This is a genomic window from Rothia sp. HMSC065D02 (assembly GCF_001815285.1).
In the GTDB taxonomy this organism is placed as follows: domain Bacteria; phylum Actinomycetota; class Actinomycetes; order Actinomycetales; family Micrococcaceae; genus Rothia; species Rothia dentocariosa.
Window position 1 is genome coordinate 39,510 of sequence record NZ_KV820089.1, and the last position, 19,385, is coordinate 58,894.

The 19,385-nt window shown below is 56.3% G+C and carries 16 protein-coding genes; 5 read left to right on the forward strand and 11 right to left on the reverse strand.

The window, feature by feature from the left end:
• Positions 1-6 precede the first annotated feature (6 nt).
• The 6 genes from HMPREF3016_RS04275 to galU form a co-directional block, all read right to left on the reverse strand.
• Positions 7-1,119 (reverse strand): glycine betaine ABC transporter substrate-binding protein, encoded by a 1,113-nt coding sequence (locus HMPREF3016_RS04275; RefSeq protein ID WP_246828457.1) that lies wholly within the window; start codon positions 1,117-1,119, stop codon positions 7-9.
• On the reverse strand, positions 1,119-1,622 hold the full coding sequence (locus HMPREF3016_RS04280) for an NUDIX hydrolase (protein WP_172461376.1): 504 nt from the start codon (positions 1,620-1,622) through the stop codon (positions 1,119-1,121). Before HMPREF3016_RS04280 ends, HMPREF3016_RS04275 begins: the two co-directional genes overlap by 1 nt.
• A gap of 18 nt (positions 1,623-1,640) precedes the next feature.
• Positions 1,641-2,630: a LysR substrate-binding domain-containing protein gene (locus HMPREF3016_RS04285; RefSeq protein ID WP_070740472.1), complete on the reverse strand. Its 990-nt coding sequence runs from the start codon at positions 2,628-2,630 to the stop codon at positions 1,641-1,643.
• Between the two features lie 64 nt (positions 2,631-2,694).
• On the reverse strand, positions 2,695-3,165 hold the full coding sequence (locus HMPREF3016_RS04290) for a DedA family protein (protein ID WP_070521066.1): 471 nt from the start codon (positions 3,163-3,165) through the stop codon (positions 2,695-2,697).
• A gap of 489 nt (positions 3,166-3,654) precedes the next feature.
• A complete protein-coding gene (locus HMPREF3016_RS04295) occupies positions 3,655-5,949 on the reverse strand; it encodes a hypothetical protein (protein ID WP_070740475.1) in 2,295 nt (764 codons plus the stop codon).
• Positions 5,950-6,231: 282 nt separating this feature from the next.
• Positions 6,232-7,137 (reverse strand): UTP--glucose-1-phosphate uridylyltransferase GalU, encoded by a 906-nt coding sequence (gene galU, locus HMPREF3016_RS04300; RefSeq protein ID WP_004005193.1) that lies wholly within the window; start codon positions 7,135-7,137, stop codon positions 6,232-6,234.
• A 187-nt stretch (positions 7,138-7,324) separates the two neighbouring features.
• Here galU and HMPREF3016_RS04305 point away from each other — a divergent pair, with 187 nt between their 5' ends.
• Together HMPREF3016_RS04305 and HMPREF3016_RS04310 are read left to right on the forward strand one after the other, a co-directional pair.
• A complete protein-coding gene (locus HMPREF3016_RS04305) occupies positions 7,325-8,008 on the forward strand; it encodes a 5-formyltetrahydrofolate cyclo-ligase (RefSeq protein WP_070740478.1) in 684 nt (227 codons plus the stop codon).
• Positions 8,009-8,159: 151 nt separating this feature from the next.
• Entirely contained in the window at positions 8,160-8,366 is a 207-nt protein-coding gene (locus HMPREF3016_RS04310) for an FmdB family zinc ribbon protein (RefSeq protein WP_004005195.1), read from the forward strand.
• A 36-nt stretch (positions 8,367-8,402) separates the two neighbouring features.
• Here the strand turns inward: HMPREF3016_RS04310 and HMPREF3016_RS04315 are convergent, their stop codons facing one another.
• The 5 genes from HMPREF3016_RS04315 to HMPREF3016_RS04335 form a co-directional block, all read right to left on the reverse strand.
• Positions 8,403-8,678 carry an ATP-binding protein gene (locus HMPREF3016_RS04315; RefSeq protein WP_070618536.1) on the reverse strand — a complete coding sequence of 92 codons (276 nt, stop codon included), beginning with the start codon at positions 8,676-8,678 and terminating at the stop codon, positions 8,403-8,405.
• Between the two features lie 46 nt (positions 8,679-8,724).
• Complete coding sequence (locus tag HMPREF3016_RS04320) at positions 8,725-12,552, reverse strand: DEAD/DEAH box helicase (RefSeq protein ID WP_070740481.1); 3,828 nt, start codon at positions 12,550-12,552, stop codon at positions 8,725-8,727.
• A gap of 143 nt (positions 12,553-12,695) precedes the next feature.
• The gene (locus tag HMPREF3016_RS04325; RefSeq protein ID WP_004005199.1) at positions 12,696-13,151 is read right to left on the reverse strand and encodes a hypothetical protein; all 456 of its coding nucleotides are present in this window, start codon (positions 13,149-13,151) and stop codon (positions 12,696-12,698) included.
• Between the two features lie 3 nt (positions 13,152-13,154).
• Positions 13,155-14,054: a MurR/RpiR family transcriptional regulator gene (locus HMPREF3016_RS04330; protein ID WP_048754912.1), complete on the reverse strand. Its 900-nt coding sequence runs from the start codon at positions 14,052-14,054 to the stop codon at positions 13,155-13,157.
• A gap of 95 nt (positions 14,055-14,149) precedes the next feature.
• Complete coding sequence (locus tag HMPREF3016_RS04335; RefSeq protein ID WP_004005202.1) at positions 14,150-15,793, reverse strand: alpha-glucoside-specific PTS transporter subunit IIBC; 1,644 nt, start codon at positions 15,791-15,793, stop codon at positions 14,150-14,152.
• Positions 15,794-16,149: 356 nt separating this feature from the next.
• On the opposite strand from HMPREF3016_RS04335, the gene HMPREF3016_RS04340 reads away from it, so the two are divergent.
• The 3 genes from HMPREF3016_RS04340 to HMPREF3016_RS04350 form a co-directional block, all read left to right on the forward strand.
• The gene (locus HMPREF3016_RS04340) at positions 16,150-17,040 is read left to right on the forward strand and encodes an endonuclease/exonuclease/phosphatase family protein (RefSeq protein WP_070740484.1); all 891 of its coding nucleotides are present in this window, start codon (positions 16,150-16,152) and stop codon (positions 17,038-17,040) included.
• A gap of 84 nt (positions 17,041-17,124) precedes the next feature.
• A complete protein-coding gene (locus HMPREF3016_RS04345) occupies positions 17,125-18,930 on the forward strand; it encodes a glycoside hydrolase family 13 protein (protein WP_070740487.1) in 1,806 nt (601 codons plus the stop codon).
• A gap of 130 nt (positions 18,931-19,060) precedes the next feature.
• Positions 19,061-19,385, forward strand: a 325-nt coding sequence (locus HMPREF3016_RS04350; RefSeq protein WP_246828458.1) for an alpha-amylase family glycosyl hydrolase, incomplete at its 3' end; no start/stop codon positions are given.

Below are 19,385 nucleotides of genomic sequence, written 5' to 3' on the forward strand. Positions count from 1 at the left end.
GTTACATTACTTCCTTGGATGCTCTAATAAGAATTTCGCGGCCTCGTCGTCAGCGATGGGGTTGGTACCGCTCGTAAGACGAAGCAAGAACGATAGGTTTCCCGTATCTAATGTAGATGATACGCGGTTTATAGCTTCGCGTGCACTATCTGGCAGGTTACGACGTGCAATCGGAAGAAGTTGTTGGTTCAGCTGCGTAGTCTGTGGGTCTTCGAGAGTTGTGAAGCGGTTATCCTCAATCGCCGGGTCTGCGCTGTGCAAAAGGACCACCTGCGCGGTGTCTTTGCTGAGCATACTCACGCGTTCTGCCGAATTTTCGTTGAGAATAGGGTTTTCGACCGTGTATTTGTAGACAGTTTTGAGGCTTGCAACGCCGTAGTTGCTGCTGGTGTATCCGCTGGTAAGAGCAAAACTCAGGGTAGCTTTTACATCCGCAAGGTTGGCGAGACTGCGAAGTTTATGCTGCACTTCATTTTGGCGAGTGGTTACGAGAACATCGCGGTTTTGGGCATTAGCAACGTCTAGAAGTTCCAGGTGTTCGGGAAGCACACGGTTAATAGCGGCAACGGTATCGGTAATATTCAGTGCGCGCGCGTTAATGGCTCCGCTGGGGCTTGCGGTTGCGCCTTCGGAGGCGGACGCATCATGCGAAGGCGTGTTGGTGGGGGTGGGCGGTAGTGTGACCCCGGCGCTCGCCGCGGATGCGCTGGCACTAGCGGCCTGGCGTTCCGCCTGAATTTGTGCGGGGCTAAGTTTGCCGTCATTCGTAAGGTGCAGAAGCAAATCGCCGCTGTAGTCGATGACAAGGTCAAGCGTGTCTGGTTCGGGGGTGTTCGCTTCGGTCTGTTTGAGCGCATCCAGAAATTTGCTGCGGCTGTCTTCGTTGGTGACAACTTCAACGTTATATCCCACGTTGCGAAGCGCCTGAGCGTACAGGTATGCGACCGCCCGCATCTCGCGCAGGGCACCGATGCCCACGCGCAGGGTTCCGTAGCTTGATGCTGAAGGATCAACTTTCGGTTTATCGTCCTCTGACGAGCAAGCGGCAAGAAGCGGAGCTAGGGCTAAGACGCTTATCATGGTGCGGCGGGTAGGTGCGGGGCGGTTTGGGTACTGCACTAGATTTTCCTCGCGTTCTCGTCGGCAAGAAATTCTTGGTATTCGCGCGACCAAGCGGCGGCATTTTGAAAGCCCATCATGGATGCGACCTCGTCGATGAGGGTGCCGTAGCGCAGGGTATCGAGTTCAGCGATAGGTACCCAGCAGGCGCTGTCGGAAGAACCGTTCTCTTCGGCGCGCAGCTCGCCGGTGACCACGTGGGCGCGGTAGACGATGCGCAGGGCGCAGAACGGCAGCGTGCTGTCGGAGAGCCCGTTACGTGCGGGAAAATGCCCGGCGTGCACGCCCAAAATATCTTCGATGGCAACGCTGTACCCGGTTTCTTCGAGGGTTTCTCGCAGGGCGGTTTCGTCGGCCTGCTCGCCCGGTTCCATGCCTCCGCCGGGCAGCGACCAGAGCGGACTTTGGGCGCGGTCCTCGGGCACCCAGCGGGTCATGAGCAGTTTGCCCTGCTCGATGATGACCGCGTAGGCTGCGGGACGGGTTTCCATTACCAATGCCATGATGTTAAGTTTACCGCTTTAGCGTTTCTTTCCTGCACGCCGCGCACGGGCAGCTTGAGCGTTGTGACGGGCATGTTCTCGGAGGTTTCCGCTCTTTTTGGCGTTCGATTTCTTCCGATCACGAGCCTCACGGCGGGCATTGGCGGCACGGTTTTTCGCTTTCGTCTTTGCTTTCTCATCGGCAATGCGCTTAGCGCGGCTCTGTTTCGTCTCACTTCCTCGCTCGCTGGATGCGGTGCGCCCGCGCACAATACCGATAAAGTCCTGGATCAGAGTTTCTTCTCTTTCGGGGCGCGAGTGCTCCGCCGGTGCGCGCCTCCAGGTGAGGGTCACCGGGTAGGGTTCAAGGCCGCGCATCGGGCGATAGGTAAGGTCTTTGCGATGGTAGAATCGCGCCACGGACATGGGGGCAATGTACAGGCCAATTCCTGCGGCAACGAGTTCAAGAGCCTCACGATCGCCGGTAAATTCGGGCAGGAACCTTGGGTTTTTGGCGCGCCATGTGCTGGAGGCTTCAGCCCAGGCGGGGTAATCGTCGGGGTCGTGAAGCAGAAATTCTTCGGCGAGGTCTTCAAAGCTCACCTCGTCAAGCACTGTGAGCACGTGGTCGCTGGGCATGATCAGCACGGGTATTTCCTCATACAGCCTGATGCTGTGGTACTCGTCTGTGTCTCTGCTGCGCGGTTCGTGGTTGGGGCGCACAATCGCCATGTGTGCAAGCGGTTCTGCACTTTGGGAGGTGGAAAGATCTGTGGTGAGAGCCTGAATTCCCAGACCCTCCCCCACCGGAATTTCAGCTAGGGGCGCGCGGTCGCCGTAGCGCTCATGCCAGCGGGTGAACCATTTTCCGGGCATAATTCCCGGCACATAGGCAATGCGCAGCTCAGAGCGTTCAAGCACCTGGGCGGGTAGTGCCTGCGGAGTGTAGAGAAGATTTGCGATATGGTGCGGAAGCTCGTCGGTTCTTGCTTCTTCCTCTGCCCGTGCGTTGGTGCTGTTTTCACTCATGCCACCACGCTAGCACAGTGGACGGGTACGCGGGGTGTATCCGTGGAATATAGGTTAAAACGGGCTAAGACTGCCGCTTATCAGCAATATAGGTGCGAATCTTTGAGGCTGTCACGCTGATCAGAATAAGCGCGACAAAGATGAGTGGCACCATCCACGGCTCAAATCCGAAGGCTGCAAGGAGGGCAAACCCGATAGTGACGTAGATAATCGCCCATATCAGGGTGCCCAGAAGCATGCCGGGCAGCCAGCGGCGCATCGGCATTTTCGTGAACCCCGTGGTAATGATGACGGCGGTCTGCAGTCCGACCGTCAGAAAACACAGCGGCACGGCGTAGGCTCCCCACCGGTTGATCATGGCGGTAGCTCGTGTGTAGAGCGGGGTCTGCATGGCGTTACGGATGCGCTCTAGGCGCGCGCTTCCCGTGGCGGCAAGGTAGCCCAGGGCGTAGACGATGCTGGTGCGCAAAATACCGATGCCCCACATGATGACGACGGCAAGTTCGAGAGGCAGAGCCGCAAACCATTCTTTCACCCCCTCATTCTCTCATGTTTTGGGTATGATACTCATCAGCTAAGGGTGTACATATGTTGCTCTGAGGTTCTGCGTAGTGCACATTATCCTGCAATCAAAAAAATTTAAATTTTTTTCTGCACCCTATTATTTGGGGTCTATCCCCGTAAACACGGGGTTTTCGGTTAGGCAATCCTAAATATACTGACGGAGTGTCGCTATTTTTCCGGGATTTGCAGTTGGCAGACACCTCAAAATTAGGTTATATTTTTATTACCAAATAGGATACGCCTTGTGGGAAGGCCTCCTAGATACGGTTTTGAAGACTTTTCTTCCTGTGTGTGATGCGAAGGAGGAGGTTCCATCTGGAACCTCCTCCTTTTCCTATGCGCGCATCCTTACTGAATTACTCGCTTCATTCTTTTCCCAAGGCACGTAAAAAGGCTCCCCAGATGTATGGGGAGCCTTTTTACTCTGGTGAAGAAATTAATCTAGAGATCCAGCGAACCGTTACTTCTGCTCTCCGTTATTCGGGCTGCCATCACTTCCATTGGGCTTCTTCTGATGCAAAGAGCTCAGCGGCTTCGGAAGCTGCGTAGGGGTCCATGTTTTCTGTGATACCCCGGTGAAAGATGCTCCCGTCCCCGGCATGTTCCCCCGCTTATAGGACGCGGATGCGTTCGAGGAGGAGCCCGAGCGCTCGCTGGGTTCGTCCACGACCGGAATAATATCGAGAGGCTCGAACTCAGAATCGTCGAGATCAAGCGGAACCGGAACATCGAATTGGCTCGTATTCGTAAACCCAGACCCGCCTCCTACCGGAACAGAACCGGTCGCCGGTCCCTGCTGGAAGCGTGTATTCTGCGCACCTGAGCCTGTGGTGGTTCCCATCGGACGCTGCGACTGCGGAGGTTCCTGGTTCATGGGGCGGATGGCTCCCTGCGGGGTGAACCCTGCAGGAGGAAGATTCTTCTCCTCCGCTACAGAGCGCGAAGGCGCAAATCCAGGCCCGGAATTCTGAGCGCTCGTATGCTGAGCCGTGGAGGTCTGGTGCTTCTGGTTTTGTGGTGCAAAGTTGCGCTGACCGTATCCCTGCTGCTCGCCGAGACTCTGCTGTCCTAAGCCTGTCTGAGCCGCCTGCCGGTTCTGGCCTGCGTTTTGGTTTTGCTGCATACCCTGATGCTGCCCCACACCCTGGCCCTGGTGCGTACCGTAGCCCTGAGCTGGCGCAGCATACGGATTTTGCGCGGTATTCTGCGTCTGTGTGAAGTATGGATTATGCACGGCACCACGATACGGCGCGGAATGTGCAGAGTTGTCCGCACGATCCTGCATGCCGGAGCCAAACGCCGCATCCTGAGCAGAAGTATTGCTCATACCGGAGGGCGCGGAATGACCCTGAGTCTGGTTTGTATTCGCGGGAGCTGATCCTAAGAATCCGTTCCTAGGCACAGCACCTTCGCGTTGCGGAGCATCCGCAGTATTTCCGGGTGCGGGAGTCACCGGGATTTGCCCGGTTGGAGTGGTCTGAACTTCCTGATCGAAAAGTTCACTCGTGCGTTCCAGCGGGCGCAGATGCGTTCCTGGAATGCGTGCCGGACGGCGCGGGGTCTGCCCCTGAGCAGATGAAGAGCCGACAAAACGGGTTTCGTGCCGCTGCGCTTCGGGCTGGGGTGCGGGCGCGCGGTGCAGGTTCTTGGGCTGCACAAAAACATCCTGTGCGGGAGCCTCCTCCGATGCTATAAACGCGTGTGCGGAAGGAGCTTGCTCGTATGAAGCTTCGTGGCCTGCACCCTGCTCCTCGTCGTACAGAACGGGTTCGGCAGCCTGCTGAGAAGGGTACTTAGGGTGTAGCTGCGCCGGAAGCCTGCGGGCGTGCGAAGTACCGGAAAAGTGCTGCTGCGCGTCCTCAGCTGAGTACGATTCAGCGTATTCGACGTATTCCTCGTGCACCGGCTCTTCGCTCAGCTCGTGAGGCTCTGCTGCGAATTCATCGGCACCGATCTGTGGCGCGTGGTCTGAGGGAACACCCTGTTCTGAAGACTCTTCCTCCAGCGTAGATTTGCGGGATGCACGCCCCGAGTTCCAGCGCAGCGAGCCCCACCTGCTGGCCTTGGAAGAACGACTCGGTGAGGTTTCTTCAGGTTCCTCGGCGTCTAGCTCGTGTGCCTCATCCTGCGCGAATTCCTCTTCGGCAGCCTCATCCTCGATGGGCAGCGCATTATGCCCGGAGGTTTCGGGGTACGCCGCATCAGGTTCTTCGTGCCCATCCTTGGGCTGCCCCAGGTAGTAGAGGGCACCACCGATCCCCGCGAGCGCAACGAAGGAAACCGTGGGGGCGCTCCACGGCAGCCACCCCATGAGGGAGAGAATCAGCGAGAAAATCAGAATAAGTGCCACCAACGCGCCGATACCGAGCAGGGTCAGGCGCAGGGTTCCTAAGCGATGCAGGCGTTCCGGCAACCAAGGTTTCTGTTCTAAAACGGGCACAGGGCTGGTAAAAGGCTCGACCGGCGAGGCTTCGCGCAGATCGGAGAGCGCGGCGCTCGTCTCTTCTTCACTGAGCGGGGGTACGTTTCCGCTCGCGGCGTTGGATTTCTTGGGGTCAGAACCGGGCACTGCGGACTCCTCAGAAAAAAGAATGGAATGCGAGGTCAGAACATCATCAGTCATGGAATGCGGGTTTACAACCGTCTGTTCGGGGGTGTCTGCGGCGGATGCACGACGCATATTCCGCGGTATAAACCACAACAGCATGACGACCGCTAAAACTACGAGAACACCCGACGTGCTCAAAATCGTCATGTGTATCTATCCCTTCAAGCTAACATTTATAAAACCTAGGACTTTTCATCTTACCTAGTACAGGACAGTGTTCGCATTCATCTACGTATACCGTGCGAAAATATACCAAAGAAACCTGGATTATTCAGGGCTCTTCTAGAAAATATGCGCTCAGCACATTTCCCGTGCATGTATAAATACTATCGAACACAGTCGAACATTACGTAAATGAATCAGGGGCGACAGCAGGTCATAAAACCGAACTATCGCCCCTGATAGGACTAGAGATTATGCAAAGAGTGATTAGCAGTTCTTATCGGCAAATTCTTTCAGCCATTCACGAAGTTCAGGGCCGAGATCTTCGCGTTCGGAAGCAAGAATAACGTTTGCCTTCAGATACGAGAGCTTATCCCCCGTATCGAAGCGGCGCCCCTTGAAGACCACACCGTATACGCCCTCACCTTCGCCGGTGCCGACTGCCAAAGTCTGCAGTGCATCGGTCAGCTGAATTTCGTTGCCGCGGCCCGGAGCCGTGTTTTCCAGCACCTCGAATACCTTCGAGCTGAGCACGTAGCGACCAATCACCGCATAGTTGGAGGGTGCTTCCTCGGGGGCGGGCTTCTCAACAAGACCGGTGACCTTCACGTAGCCGTCCTGGCCTTCAACCGCCTCGATAGCAGCGGCACCGTAGGCTGAGATAGACTCGCGGGGAACCTCCATAAGCGCGATCACGGAACCGCCGGTAGCCTGCTGAACCTCGACCATCTGCGAGAGCAAATCCTCTTTTTCGTCGATCAGATCATCGCCCAGCAGAACCGCGAAGGGCTCATCCCCTACATGTACCTTGCCGCGCAAAACTGCATGGCCTAGACCTTTAGGGTCGCCCTGGCGCACATAGTGCAGTTCACCCAGCTCATTCGTTGCTTCAACAGCTTTCAGAAGGGCGTCTTTACCCTGCTCGGCCAGCTGACTTTCTAGGACCGGAACACGGTCAAAATGGTCTTCAAGCGCACGCTTGTTACGGCCGGTAATCATAAGAACATCGTTCAGGCCGGCGCGGATTGCCTCTTCTACCACGTACTGAATTGCAGGGCGATCAACGACCGGAAGCATTTCCTTAGGAGTCGCCTTCGTTGCGGGCAAGAACCTGGTCCCCAGACCAGCCGCCGGAATAACAGCCTTAGTGACAGACTTAGATACTTTAGTCATACCAATAAGCATAACTCATGCACCCTCTTTCACAGCCTGTAATACTACAATTTGACACGTACCTTCGTGCAAGAATTTAAAAATACCCCGCTGTACCTTTGCAGGTTAGGCACTATAAGATATCGCCGAGCATCGCACTCGCCGCACAACATTATCGCAATGGTGAAAGCACTCACCCAGGAGAACCATGAAACCCGAGCCCAGCACCGTATCCGCCCCGCACGAGAGCAACGATGCGCCCCACAGCAAAACTCCCGAAGATATCGCCCTCGACAAGCAGATACTGCGCTCCCAAATTCGCCCGCAACGCCTGATCGCCAAAAACGCCCGCACAGCGGCGGAACACGAGCAGATGAAACAGCAATACCGCGACCATATTCTTTCGCTGATCCCCAAGGACGCGCAGGCGCAAACTATCGCGGCGTACCTGCCCACCGCCTCCGAACCGCCTATCACCGCAGCGCTTCACGACCTGCACGCGCGCGGGCACCGCATCCTGGTGCCCGTAGTACGCCCGGCACGCACCCTCGCCTGGGTTGTCTGGAACCCACACGTGGAGCATCCGCTCAATGGCTTGGGCATTGCCGAACCCGAAGGTGAAGAGTATGACACCCAGGCTTTTGTTGCCGCCGACCTGCGGCTAGTTCCGGCGCTCGCCTATGCACGCAACGGTCGCCGTCTAGGGCAGGGCGGAGGCTACTATGACCGCATCATCCCTGCCCTTTCGGCAGATAAACTGCGTGAGAGCACCGTAGGCGTAGTGTTCTCCCAGGAGGTGCGTGAGAGCATTCCCTACGATGAATGGGATGCCGTGCTCCCCCGCGTGCTGACCGAGAGCGGTATAGAGCCCCTCGGTAATTCCGCGCTCTAGACCGAGAACTTAAGAACATTCTGCCTGCGCTAAGCCCCGCGCGGCACGCCACCCAAGTCGAAACCGGGTGAGGTTCGCGGTACACTCTATACGCAACACACGGCAGCCGCCGCGCTCGCGGCTGCCCTAGGATCTGTCATTCAGGAGAACCATGCCGGTCTACGTTTACCAGTGCAAAAACTGTGGGCACGCTTTCGAGAAACGCCAGTCGTTCAGCGAGGACGCTCTGCGCACCTGCCCGCAATGCGGTGAAGACACACTTCGCAAACGCTTCAACACCGTGGGCGTCGTCTTCAAAGGATCCGGGTTCTACAGCACCGATAAAGGTTCTAGCTCAAGCTCGTCTCAAGCAGAGTAGTCACCCGAAGAACCGCTCCCTCCCCGTACTGCGGCACTAGCCCCAGTGCGGGGGTTTTTGTTCGCGCATCCACTCTAGACGGGCACGTTCTTCGGGGGTTAAATGCTCCTGCGCCGAGCCGCGGGCATGCCGCAGGTTTCCTCGATTCGCGGCTGACTTCCCGGAGGTCTCTTTGCGTGCAGGCGTTGGCGTATTCGCATGAAGCGGTGCGTTCACGCCCGCGATGCGCGGCTCGTCCCCTGCTAATGTGCCTCCCCCGCTGGCACGACGATGGCCTCTACGCGGTTTCGGTGTTGGAGAATACTCACCCATAGAGTCGTCCTTTCAACTCTGCGCTGCTGGGAGGGTGCAGAAGCTTCTAATCTGCATATACGCCCAAATACCGTAGGATACGCGCCACCACTGCCTCGGGATCGGCGAAAACCTCCAAGGTGTTAAGGGTTACGTAGTTCCAGCCCGTGCGGCTCAACCTTTCAGGAACCAGACGAGTATGCTCACGCACGCTCTCGGTCGTGTAATCAAACAGCACATCCGACCCCACCATGAGCGGCATCCGCTGTGCGCTCTCCTGTTCAGATTTGGTATGAATGAGCTGTTGCGGTGCCAGCGCGATAAAGGCGATCTCGTCTTCGCCGGGACGTACCCGAACGCCGCGTTCGCGCAGGCGTGCTACCGCATCGTTAAGCAGCCAGTCCTGAGTTACCGGATCGGTTGGCTCGTCCTCAGTCTCTAACCAGGCGTTAGAGGCGAGAACGTCCTCACGCGGAGTCTGCGCCGCAATCTGCTGCTGGTTCTCCTCATATGCGAGCATCAACCGGTACAGATCCAGCGCACCCTCGTGAAGTTTCTGCGCGTTCATATCGGCTGGGCTCACGCAGCTGACAATATGCGTGGCGCGCCGTGCGCGAGTGAGCCCCACTACGAAGCCTTCACGACCGTGCGGGCCCGACAGCAGCCCCAGATTATGGGAGCTCTGCCCCAGCCGGGCACGCCCCACACCCAGCGAGAAAATAACGGTATCGCGTTCCAGCGACCCCGCGCGGTTCACATCCACCACCCGGAAAGACTCGGTACCGGGCTTGAAAAACTCGGCAAGCTGCGGGTACGTATTCAAGGCTTGGCGCACCGCCCCGGCAATCCGCTGGGCATGCTTCGGGCTCGCCGTCACCACCGCCAAAGAACGTTCAGGGCGGCGGTAGGCGTGCTCAAGCACCAAACGGGTTACACGGTCCACTTCAACGCTCGGGGATTCCAGGTTCGCGTTATCGCTCACCTTCCCGCGCGTATCAATATACTCAATACTCAGCGTGCTCACGGGCTTGCGGGATGCCGGGCTCACCGGAATTTCGCGCAGGTGAGACCCATAGAATTCCCGATTCAGGTAGTCGAAAAGCACGCAGTCAAAGGGACGATGCACGAGCGAGAGCGTGCGGTTTGGAAGCAGACGTGAAAGCGCCCCAAAAGTGCTCTCCAACCGGTGAGAATCCGATGCTGGTGCACCCGAAGTTGGCGCCGAAACAATAAACGGCGCAGGGAACCCGGCATGAGGATCGCCCACGGCGATTACCTGATCCGCGCGCGTAATCGCCGGAAGGTTAGCCGCCAGCGGGGTGGACTCAGCATCCAGCAGGATAACCGCATCAAAACGCATCGACATGGGAACCCGGCGCGCCAGCGAAAACGGGCTAGCCGTCCACAACGGCAGCAAAGTACGCGCCATGACCGGGGCATTCACCAGAAGCGATTCAAGATCAAACTCACGGCCGCGCAGCTGACTCTTCAGATACGAAGCCTGCTCGGGGAATTCTTCGATACGTTCCGTCCACAACCGTGCCGTATGCGCCAGCAAACGCGCCTGGGCGCTCGACATATGGGCGTAGTCCGCGCGGCGGAAACGAGCCTCAATATCGCGCAGCTCGTCGCCGTCAAGAATTTTTTCGGCGTGCTGCTCCAGAAGCTCTTCAAGTGCGGATTGCCACCACGCAAGTTCGAGTTCCGATGTCACCTCGGATGCGTTTGCCTCACGCTCACCCAGCTCGTCCAGAAAATCGCTCAGACCCGCATTCGTGAGCCGCCCTAAGAGTACGTCACGTTCGGGCAGACTCATGAGCACTTCGCGGTCGTTGAGCAGAGCATCCAGGCGGGCTTCGAGCTGGTCAAGATCCGTATGCACAAAGTCGACGCCTTCGGCGGTATCGGGGAGTATGATCTCAAGCCCCGAAAGCTCTGAGCCCAGCGAGTGCAGGGCGTTCGCCAAAGCATCCAGGTTATCGGGAATCTTCGGGGTGCTGGGCGAATCAAGAAGCCGAATCCACTCGGCACGCTCGGTCTGCACAACTTTGAGATGTTCATGCAGATCGCCAATATGCACTCCCGGCAAAATATACTCTTTTGCCGCTCGACGCAGGCGCGAACGCTGCATACTGCTCATGTCGATACGGTTTTCCCGTCGCCATGAGCCGGATGCGGTGGCCGCAATCAGGTCGGTCACCGGGCGGTCGTACACCTCTGCCCGGAAGCGCTTGAGAGTTTCCCGAATGCGAATCAGAATAGCAAGCTGCGCATCCCAATCGGCTATAGTACGTGCCCGGCGCAGATGCAGATCCGCGTTCATGGCGTTCATCGCCTCGCGCAGGGAAAGAAGTGAGGAACGCAGGGTAATGACGAGGGCGTAGGCGTCCGCCGCCTCATCTTCGTTGAGCAGGCGGGCACGATGCCAGGGCGAGGTGCGAGTCGCGCGTGTGAACCCGTTCAGCTCCGCAAAACGCACAATATCGGCGGTAATGGCTTCGCGGTCTTGCAGGGTATCAAGTAGCTGACGGCTAAAACGCACCTGGGTCTGCGGCGCGCTCTCCTCAGAGGCGAGTTCGGCCACTCGCTGCAAGGCTTCACTGATAGAAATATGCCACAGTGGGTCGCGCGCCGTCAGTGCATGAGTGTGATCTGTGAGCGCCGTGCGGGTTTCGATCAGCTCACGATTAAGATTTGTGGAATTAGGCTCTGCGGTATTCTCGTTACGCACGATAGCGCGAATAAACTCGGTTCGCTGATCTTCGGCAGTGTGTTCTGCCAGCAGATCGTAGCGCAGATCGTTAAGCCCGGTGCGTCCCAGAAGCTCGCTAAAGGATGCGAGGGTCGAACGTTTTTCTCCCACGACCAGAACCGATTTTCCACGCCCCATCAGGGTTGAGGCGATATTCACGGCGGTGCGTAACGGTTCTGTTCCGGGCGCTGCGGTCACGGTCATCGAAAATCCACTGGCGGCGGTATCAATAATATTCTGCGCCACGGGGTCTGCGTCGAACAGCAGCGTTTCTTGGGCGGGATCGCGCTGGTTGAGGGGCTGCAGCAGGTTGTGGGCGTTCATCTCGCGCGGCTGCGCACCGGGAACTTTGAGCGCCGCAAGATCGCGCACGAGCGGAGTATGCGCAGTATGCGGTAGCTCCCCCATGCTTTCCTTCAGGTCCGCAAAGGTTGAGATAAAATACTTTGATTCTATGGTCATCCCTGGAATACGCCCGGCGGAGGCGCGCATCCGCTCGATCACGGGTTCAGGGTCCAGGCGTGACATTGAGTTGGCGAGCTGCGCAACATCCATAGTGCCCAGGTCGATCTCATATTCCTGTTTGATTTGGCGCACCATCGCGGGGTTCAGGCGTGCAGAGCCAGCTAGCTGCAGCTCAAAATCATCGCTCCTCGGATGCGGTGTCAGGTTCAGCGGTGCCATCAGAATTGGCGCGATAAACCGTTTTTCAGAGGCTTTGGCATCATCGCGCATCGCATGCGATAACCATGATGCGGTGCCCGCCACAAAATACCCGGCATCGAGTCCGTGCCCGGTCGAGAGCTCATAAATTTTGGTGCGCAGGGTACGCGCGGCACGCATCTCGTGTCCCAGCAGAGACTTATCGCGAATCAGGGTGGAAAGACGTGTTTTGCGTCCGGCCAACAGCTGCGCAAGCCCGGAAGGGTTAGCGTCACTGAGATTGATGTGTACGTAATCGACCTGGTTGAAGTCGAGCATCGCATCCGGCCCGGTATACACGTCCATCTGCTGCGCCCAGCGTTCAAGACCCGCCGAGGGGTCGAAGGCGGGAGAGCTGGGATCCAGGTATTCCGGCTGGAATTCGGCGCTGCGGGGTTCCTTAGCAGCGGTGTTCTCCAGTGTATCCGGGGTTTCGTTCACAGTGTGCTCGTCCTTGGATGATTCGTGGTGAGTGTGGGGATAATCTTACATAACATCATACGGAGGCTCCAGCTCATTCCCGTGTATCCGGTGTGCTTTTCCACGGATCAGGCCGGGGAACGGGCGTTCCTCACGTACCGTTATCATGCCGACCAGAGGCGTATATTTGCGAAAAGTACGAGAAGGGTTACCAGCCCGAGGAAAATCATTGAGGCGATAAAAACCCATCGATAATTGGGGGCGAAGGGTTCCTCAGGAGCCTCGCGCAGTGCCCACCAAAGGAAGAACGCAAGCAGGGCACCGGGCAGGTTCCCTGCAAACACCAGCATCACCAGGGTATAGAAGGCAATCATGCGTTCGGTGTGTTCATTCTCGCTCGCAGCAAATTTGAGTAGTCCCGCGAATAGAATCGACAGGCACCCGTTCAAAAATGCTACAGCATAAAACGGAATATTGATCGCAGCTTTGAAATCCAAGCCGGAGTTGGCGGCGCCCAACAGAATCCACGCAAAGAGCGCCAGGGGCATGATAATGAGATACCAGAAAAGGTATCGACGCATTTTCTGCGGATTATTGATAAGTTCGAGGATTGCGATCACGGGCTAGGTCTCCGATGGGTCTGTGTGCTGCCGATCGATAGCTGCTGCACCAGCTTGGGCACGTATATCGGCGACGTCGAGTGCCCCGGTTTCGGCGCTAAATTCAGAACTTTCAAGAACCTGCGCTGTTTTGGTGGAGTTGCCGCGCTGTTGGGTTTCAACATGGTCGATATACCGGCGCACAATATAGTCCAAAAGCACTGAGAGCGCCACGAACGAGTGGTAAGGCTTGCGCTGGGTACTCAACTGGGTGGGGGTGGTTTGGTAGTGCAGTGAGTACTCGGCGTAGGAGGACATAAAGTTCACGCCAATAGCGGTAATTGCGATCATGGGGATTTTCCGCAGTGCCAGCATTTTGACGTGTTCGCGCATATTTTCAGTCTGTCCTGAGAAGGAGACAAGAATCACGACATCGTCCTGATTCATAGCGCTCATGGTGCTTTCAAATTCATTGCGTGCAGGAATCACATGGCAGAATTTGCCGCAGACCTGCATAGACTTAGCAAATTCTTGTACCGCGTTTCGTTGCGCGTACCCAGTTCCGAAACAGTAGATTGTGCGCGCCGTATGAAGTTTCCTCAAAAGCCCGGAAAGCTCCATATGTTCCAGGTAATCGTAGGTGCGCAAAATATCTTCGCGGCCGCTTTCGATAAAACGCGGGTTATAGGGTTCCGACTTCGTCAGGGAAGATTTGATGAAGTATTTCAGCTCGGCAAAACCCGAAAAATTGAGCTTCTTGGTGAGCCTAATAATGGAGCTGGTTGAAGTGTAGGTCTTGTGCGCGAGGGAGTTGATAGTCGCCTCCGCAACAAATTCTTCGTTTTCAAGCATGAACGCCAAAATATCACGTTCGGTATCGCTGAACCTGTGTTGGTTCGCGTTCACCACATCTTGTAAATCCACTCAAAAGCTCCTGAATCGAAAACGCGCAATACATAAATATTACAACGTCTTCGATTCAGGAGCTCAGTAGGTTTCCCTAGAAGGTGAATATAACCTTACTCTTTGGTGTTCACCATGGTTTCAAAACGCTCGCGAACCTGCGGAACGTCCATACCCACAATCACCTGGAATGCCTTGCCCTTGCGCACAATACCGAGGGCTCCGGCATCCTTGAAGGCAGCATCCGAAGTATCAACCAGGGATTCATCCGCCACCGAGACACGCAGGCGAGTAGCACAGTTGTTCACCGTGGTGATGTTATCGGCACCGCCAAGCAGTTCGAGGAATCCTGCCGCTCGCGGGGCATACAGATCTGCATCGCCAGCGTCATCTGCGGATGCGGCACCCTTCTTCTCGGCTGCCTTCGCGGCCTTGTATTCGGCTTTCGAGTACAGCTTCGTTTCGCCACCCTCAGCCTCGCGACCCGGGGTCTTGAAATCGAACTTCAGAATGAGGAATCGGAAGAGCAAGAAGTAGATGACGGTGAAGGACAGACCCACGCCGATCTGCATAAGGTAGGTAGGCCAGTGGTTCTGCCACAGCGGAACCCAGTTGAGGAAGAGGAAGTTATCAAGCAAGCCACCACCCATGTTGCCTGAGAGGCCAAGCATGTACATGATCGACGCCATCGAAGCCGCCAGCACCGCGTGAACAGCGAACAGCGGGGGTGCCACGAACAGGAAGGTAAACTCCAGCGGCTCGGTAATACCGATCAGCATTGCGGTGAGGGTCACCGGGATCAGCAGGGCGAGAACTTCTTTACGCTTCTCACGGCGTGCCGTGGTGTAGAAGGCGGCCGAGATACCGAGGGGCGCGAAGATCTTCGAGTTACCGTGCAGTGCGAAACCGCCGCCGGGGAAGAGCTCGCGCAGAGGCTTGTCGCTCTTGGCAAATTCGCTGATGTGGGTCGGCCAATCCTTCACGATACCGTTCGGGGTCACAGCGTTACCGAACATGAACGGCGAGTAGATGAAGTGGTGCAGGCCGGTTGGAATCAGGATGCGCTCCAAGAAAGTGTAGATCCACACGCCTAACGCGCCGGAGGCGATGAAGAAGCCCTGCATGCTTGCGATACCATGCTGAGCGTAAGGCCACAGCCACGCGAAGATAAAGGCGATGGGCATCATCAGGAAGAAGCAGATCGCGTAGACGAACTGGGTGCCCTGGAAAATACCGAGGAAGTCGGGCAGCTTCTTATCGAAGTATCGGTTATGGACCCACACCACGATCGCGGAAATGATGATAGCGCCGAAAATACCGGTATCAATCGTCTTAATACCGGCGATAATTTTCAGACCGGTACCGTAAGAATCCGAGTTATCTAGCGAAATAGAGGTGTTGTAATCCAGCTGGAAGAATCCCGAACCGCCTTGGCCCCAGAAATTCAGCATACCGGCCACCAAATAGTTGAAGGTCAGATAGACCATTCCGGCTTCGAGGACGGCACGAGCGTTTGCGGTCTTTGCGAGCGCAATCGGCAGACCCAGCACGAAAAGGAGCTCTATTTGCCGGAAAACGGTCCATGCGCCGTCAAGCCAAACAGTCCACGCTTGGTACCAGAAGGTATCTTCGTTCGCGAGATCGCCAACAATATTTGGGAGGGTGGCAACGGTGCCGATACCGACCGCTAGGCCAGCGAAGGCGAAAAGAAGCACGGGCGCCAACATGGCGGACCCGAACCTCTGAATTTTTTCCATCATAAGGCTGACGCCCTTTCTGGTTGAGAGTGAGCGGGCGCCTAGGTGTCTGCCGTGTGTTGGCCAGGAATTACCGCGCGATGCGCCCGCGCGTGTGGTGCAATGTTTTATTTAATAGCAATATCATGTCATCTTTTACGGACTAAAACCTCCTTGATCGGGTTTTTTGGCATAGTTTTTCAGAACCCGAAACATGTCCCAGTACCGGGTAAAAGTATTGGTGTTTCCGGTGAGTATTTTGCTGCGTTATTGACCATGCAAATGGTTAGCATATAAAAGTAGCTTTCCACCGACATTTTCACGAAGTGCAGAGGGCGAGAACCGCGTGTTGTCCCCTCACCTTTATATTTCTAGAGACGATGCGTTTTCTTACTCTTAACACTCACAGCTGGTGCGAGCCTCACCAGATCGTTAAAATTCACGAGCTTGCCCGTTTCATTGCCCACCATCGGGTTGATGTTATTGCGTTGCAGGAGGTGAATCAGTACCTGCACTCCCCTATTGTGGATACGCCACTGGGGTACCAAGGCGGGGCCAGTATTCCTATCCGCGAGGATAATTACGCACTTCTGCTCGTGCGGTTCCTGGCTGATTTAGGGGTTCAGTACGAATGGGCGCTAACCGAAACCCATATTGGATGGGAACGGTATGACGAATGCGTAGCTGTACTCTCTCGTATGCCTATCGAGCGCATCGAGCCTATTGTGATGAGCCCGCAGTATAACTACGATCGGGTTGAGCGCAGGTCTTCTCTCGCGGTTCGGGTTGGCACTGATGCGGGTTCAGTGTGGTGTGCAAGCACCCATATGTCGTGGTGGGATTTTCATGGCGAACCGCTTTTCGCACATGAGTTTGCGCGGCTTTCGCAGGCCCTCACCGAGCGCGGTCAGGATGCGCCCGTTCTCTTAGGAGGCGATTTCAACACGGCGGCGCAGGCGCGTGGCGAAGGGTACGATCTTGTGCTTTCTTCCGGCCTGGTGGATACCCGTGAGATTGCCGACCGTACCGATGGTGAGTTCACCGTACATCGTGGTATTGCCGGGTGGGAAGGGCAAGAGGAAGCCAAACGCATTGACTTCGTGTTTGCCGACCGCGCGGTGAAGGTACTTTCGCATACAGTGGTATTCCGCGATAATTCTCCTGAGGCGATTTCCGATCACAGCGGCGTGCTGATAGAGCTTGACGAGTCGAGTTTCGAGCCCACTGCCAGGATGCACCCCGTGCCGCCGCCGCAGGTACAGCCCGGATAGTGCGGCGACCTTAGGGGTTTCGCAGCTTAGCGCGTTTCTGCCTTCAGATTTTAAATTGATATGTATTCCGTGGAAGGACAGCTCATGAAAACTGAAATTCAGTGGTGGCAACAGCCCGTTGTGTACCAGATTTACCCGCGTTCATTCAACGACTCCAATGGCGACGGCATCGGCGATCTGCCCGGTATCACCGAAAAAATTCCGTATCTGGCGAAGCTGGGCATAGATGTTATCTGGCTTTCCCCGATCTATGCTTCGCCGAATGACGATAATGGCTACGATATTTCGGATTATCGGGCGATTATGACCGAGTTCGGCACAATGGCTGACTTCGACGAGCTGCTGGCGACCGCACATGAGCACGGCATTAAGCTCATGATGGATTTGGTGGTGAACCACACTTCGGATGAGCACGAATGGTTCCATCAGGCACGTTCTGCGAAGGACAACCCGTACCGCGACTACTATGTGTGGCGTGACCCTGCCGGGTTTTCTGAAGACGGCACCCCGATTCCGCCGAATAACTGGATTTCCTGTTTCTCACCATCGGTCTGGGAATGGGACGAGGGCACTCAGCAGTTCTATCTGCACTATTTTTCGGTGAAGCAGCCCGACCTCAACTGGGAAAACCCGAAAGTACGTGAAGAGGTCTACGACATTATGCGGTTCTGGCTTGATAAGGGTGTCGACGGTTTCCGCATGGATGTTATCAACCTGATCTCTAAGGATCTTTCCTTCCCGGATGACCCCGCCGTCACCGCTGGAGGGCTAGATAATTCTCTGGCGGTGGCCGCGAACGGTCCGCGCGTGCACGAGTTCCTGCGCGAGATGAACCGCGAGGTGCTCAGCAAGTACCCGGTGATGACCGTGGGTGAGACTCCCTGCGTGAGCGTGGAAGATGCCGCCCTGTACACAGGTTTTGACCGCCACGAACTGCAGATGGTGTTCCAGTTTGAGCATATGGATGTGGATGCCAGCGCAGGCGGCGCCACCGGCAAATGGTCGGATACTCGTTTTAACCTGGTGGATTTGAAGAAGGTTCTTACCCACTGGCAGACGGGGCTGCACGGTCGCGGATGGAATTCGCTGTACTGGAATAACCATGACCAGCCGCGCACGGTTTCACGTTTCGGCAATGACTCCCCCGAGTTCCGTGAGGTCAGCGGTAAGATGCTCGGCACGGTTCTGCATATGATGCAGGGAACCCCCTACATCTATCAGGGTGAAGAGCTGGGTATGACCAATGTTTTCTTCGACTCGGTAGACGACTACAACGACCTTGAAATCCATGATTCCTGGCGTAAATACGTGGTGGAGTCCCAGCGGGTTAGCCCCGAGGATATGCTGCGGTACATCAGTGCTTCGGGTCGAGATAACGCGCGAACACCCATGCAGTGGGATGCGAGCGAAAACGCGGGCTTTACGACCGGCACCCCGTGGCTGAAGGTGAACCCGCGGTATACCGACATTAACGCCGCCGAAGAATTGGCGAACGATGATTCTATTTTCTATCACTACAGCGACCTCATTCACCTGCGCAAAGAGCACCCCATCGTGCTCACTGGCGAATACCGTGTGCTCAACCTCGAGGATGAGCAGGTGTACGCTTACCTGCGTGTGAATTCAGCGGAGGATGCCGCCGTATCCGGCGAGCGCGCCCTGCTGGTGGTTGCTAATTTCACCCAAGAAACACTGTCTTTGCCCTATGCAGACGGTCAGCTCGCTTCCTTGGCGCTCAAGAACCCGGGTGTGCTGAAAATTGAGGAGCTTGCGGCCATGGGAGAAGCGCCCGAACTGATCAGCTCAAACTACCGAAATGAGCACGGCGAGTTCACGGACGAAGGCACCACTCTGCGACCCTATGAGGCAAAAGTGTATCTGTACCGGTAGGGCGTAGAGTGCGCGGCGAGTGGCGCGCTGGCGCATCCTGACTAAAAATTTTACAGACATACCTGCGGCAATGCGGCTTACGGGGTTCCCCACTAAGCCACACGACGCAACCCTTAACGAAAGGCTTCTGATGAGTAGTGAAACCACGACTGAAGAGCGTGCGGTTCCTTCCTACGCCGGGCGGCAGTGGTGGAAGGAAGCGGTGGTCTACCAGGTGTACCCGCGTTCCTTCAACGACTCTAATGGCGACGGTATCGGCGACCTGCCCGGTATTACCGAAAAAATCCCGTACCTGGCGAAACTGGGCATTAATGTTATCTGGCTCTCCCCCGTGTTTGATTCGCCGAACGTTGATAACGGTTACGATATTTCCGACTACTTCGACATTATGAGCGATTTCGGAACAATGGAAGATTTCGATGAGCTGCTGGCGACCGCACATGAGCACGGCATTA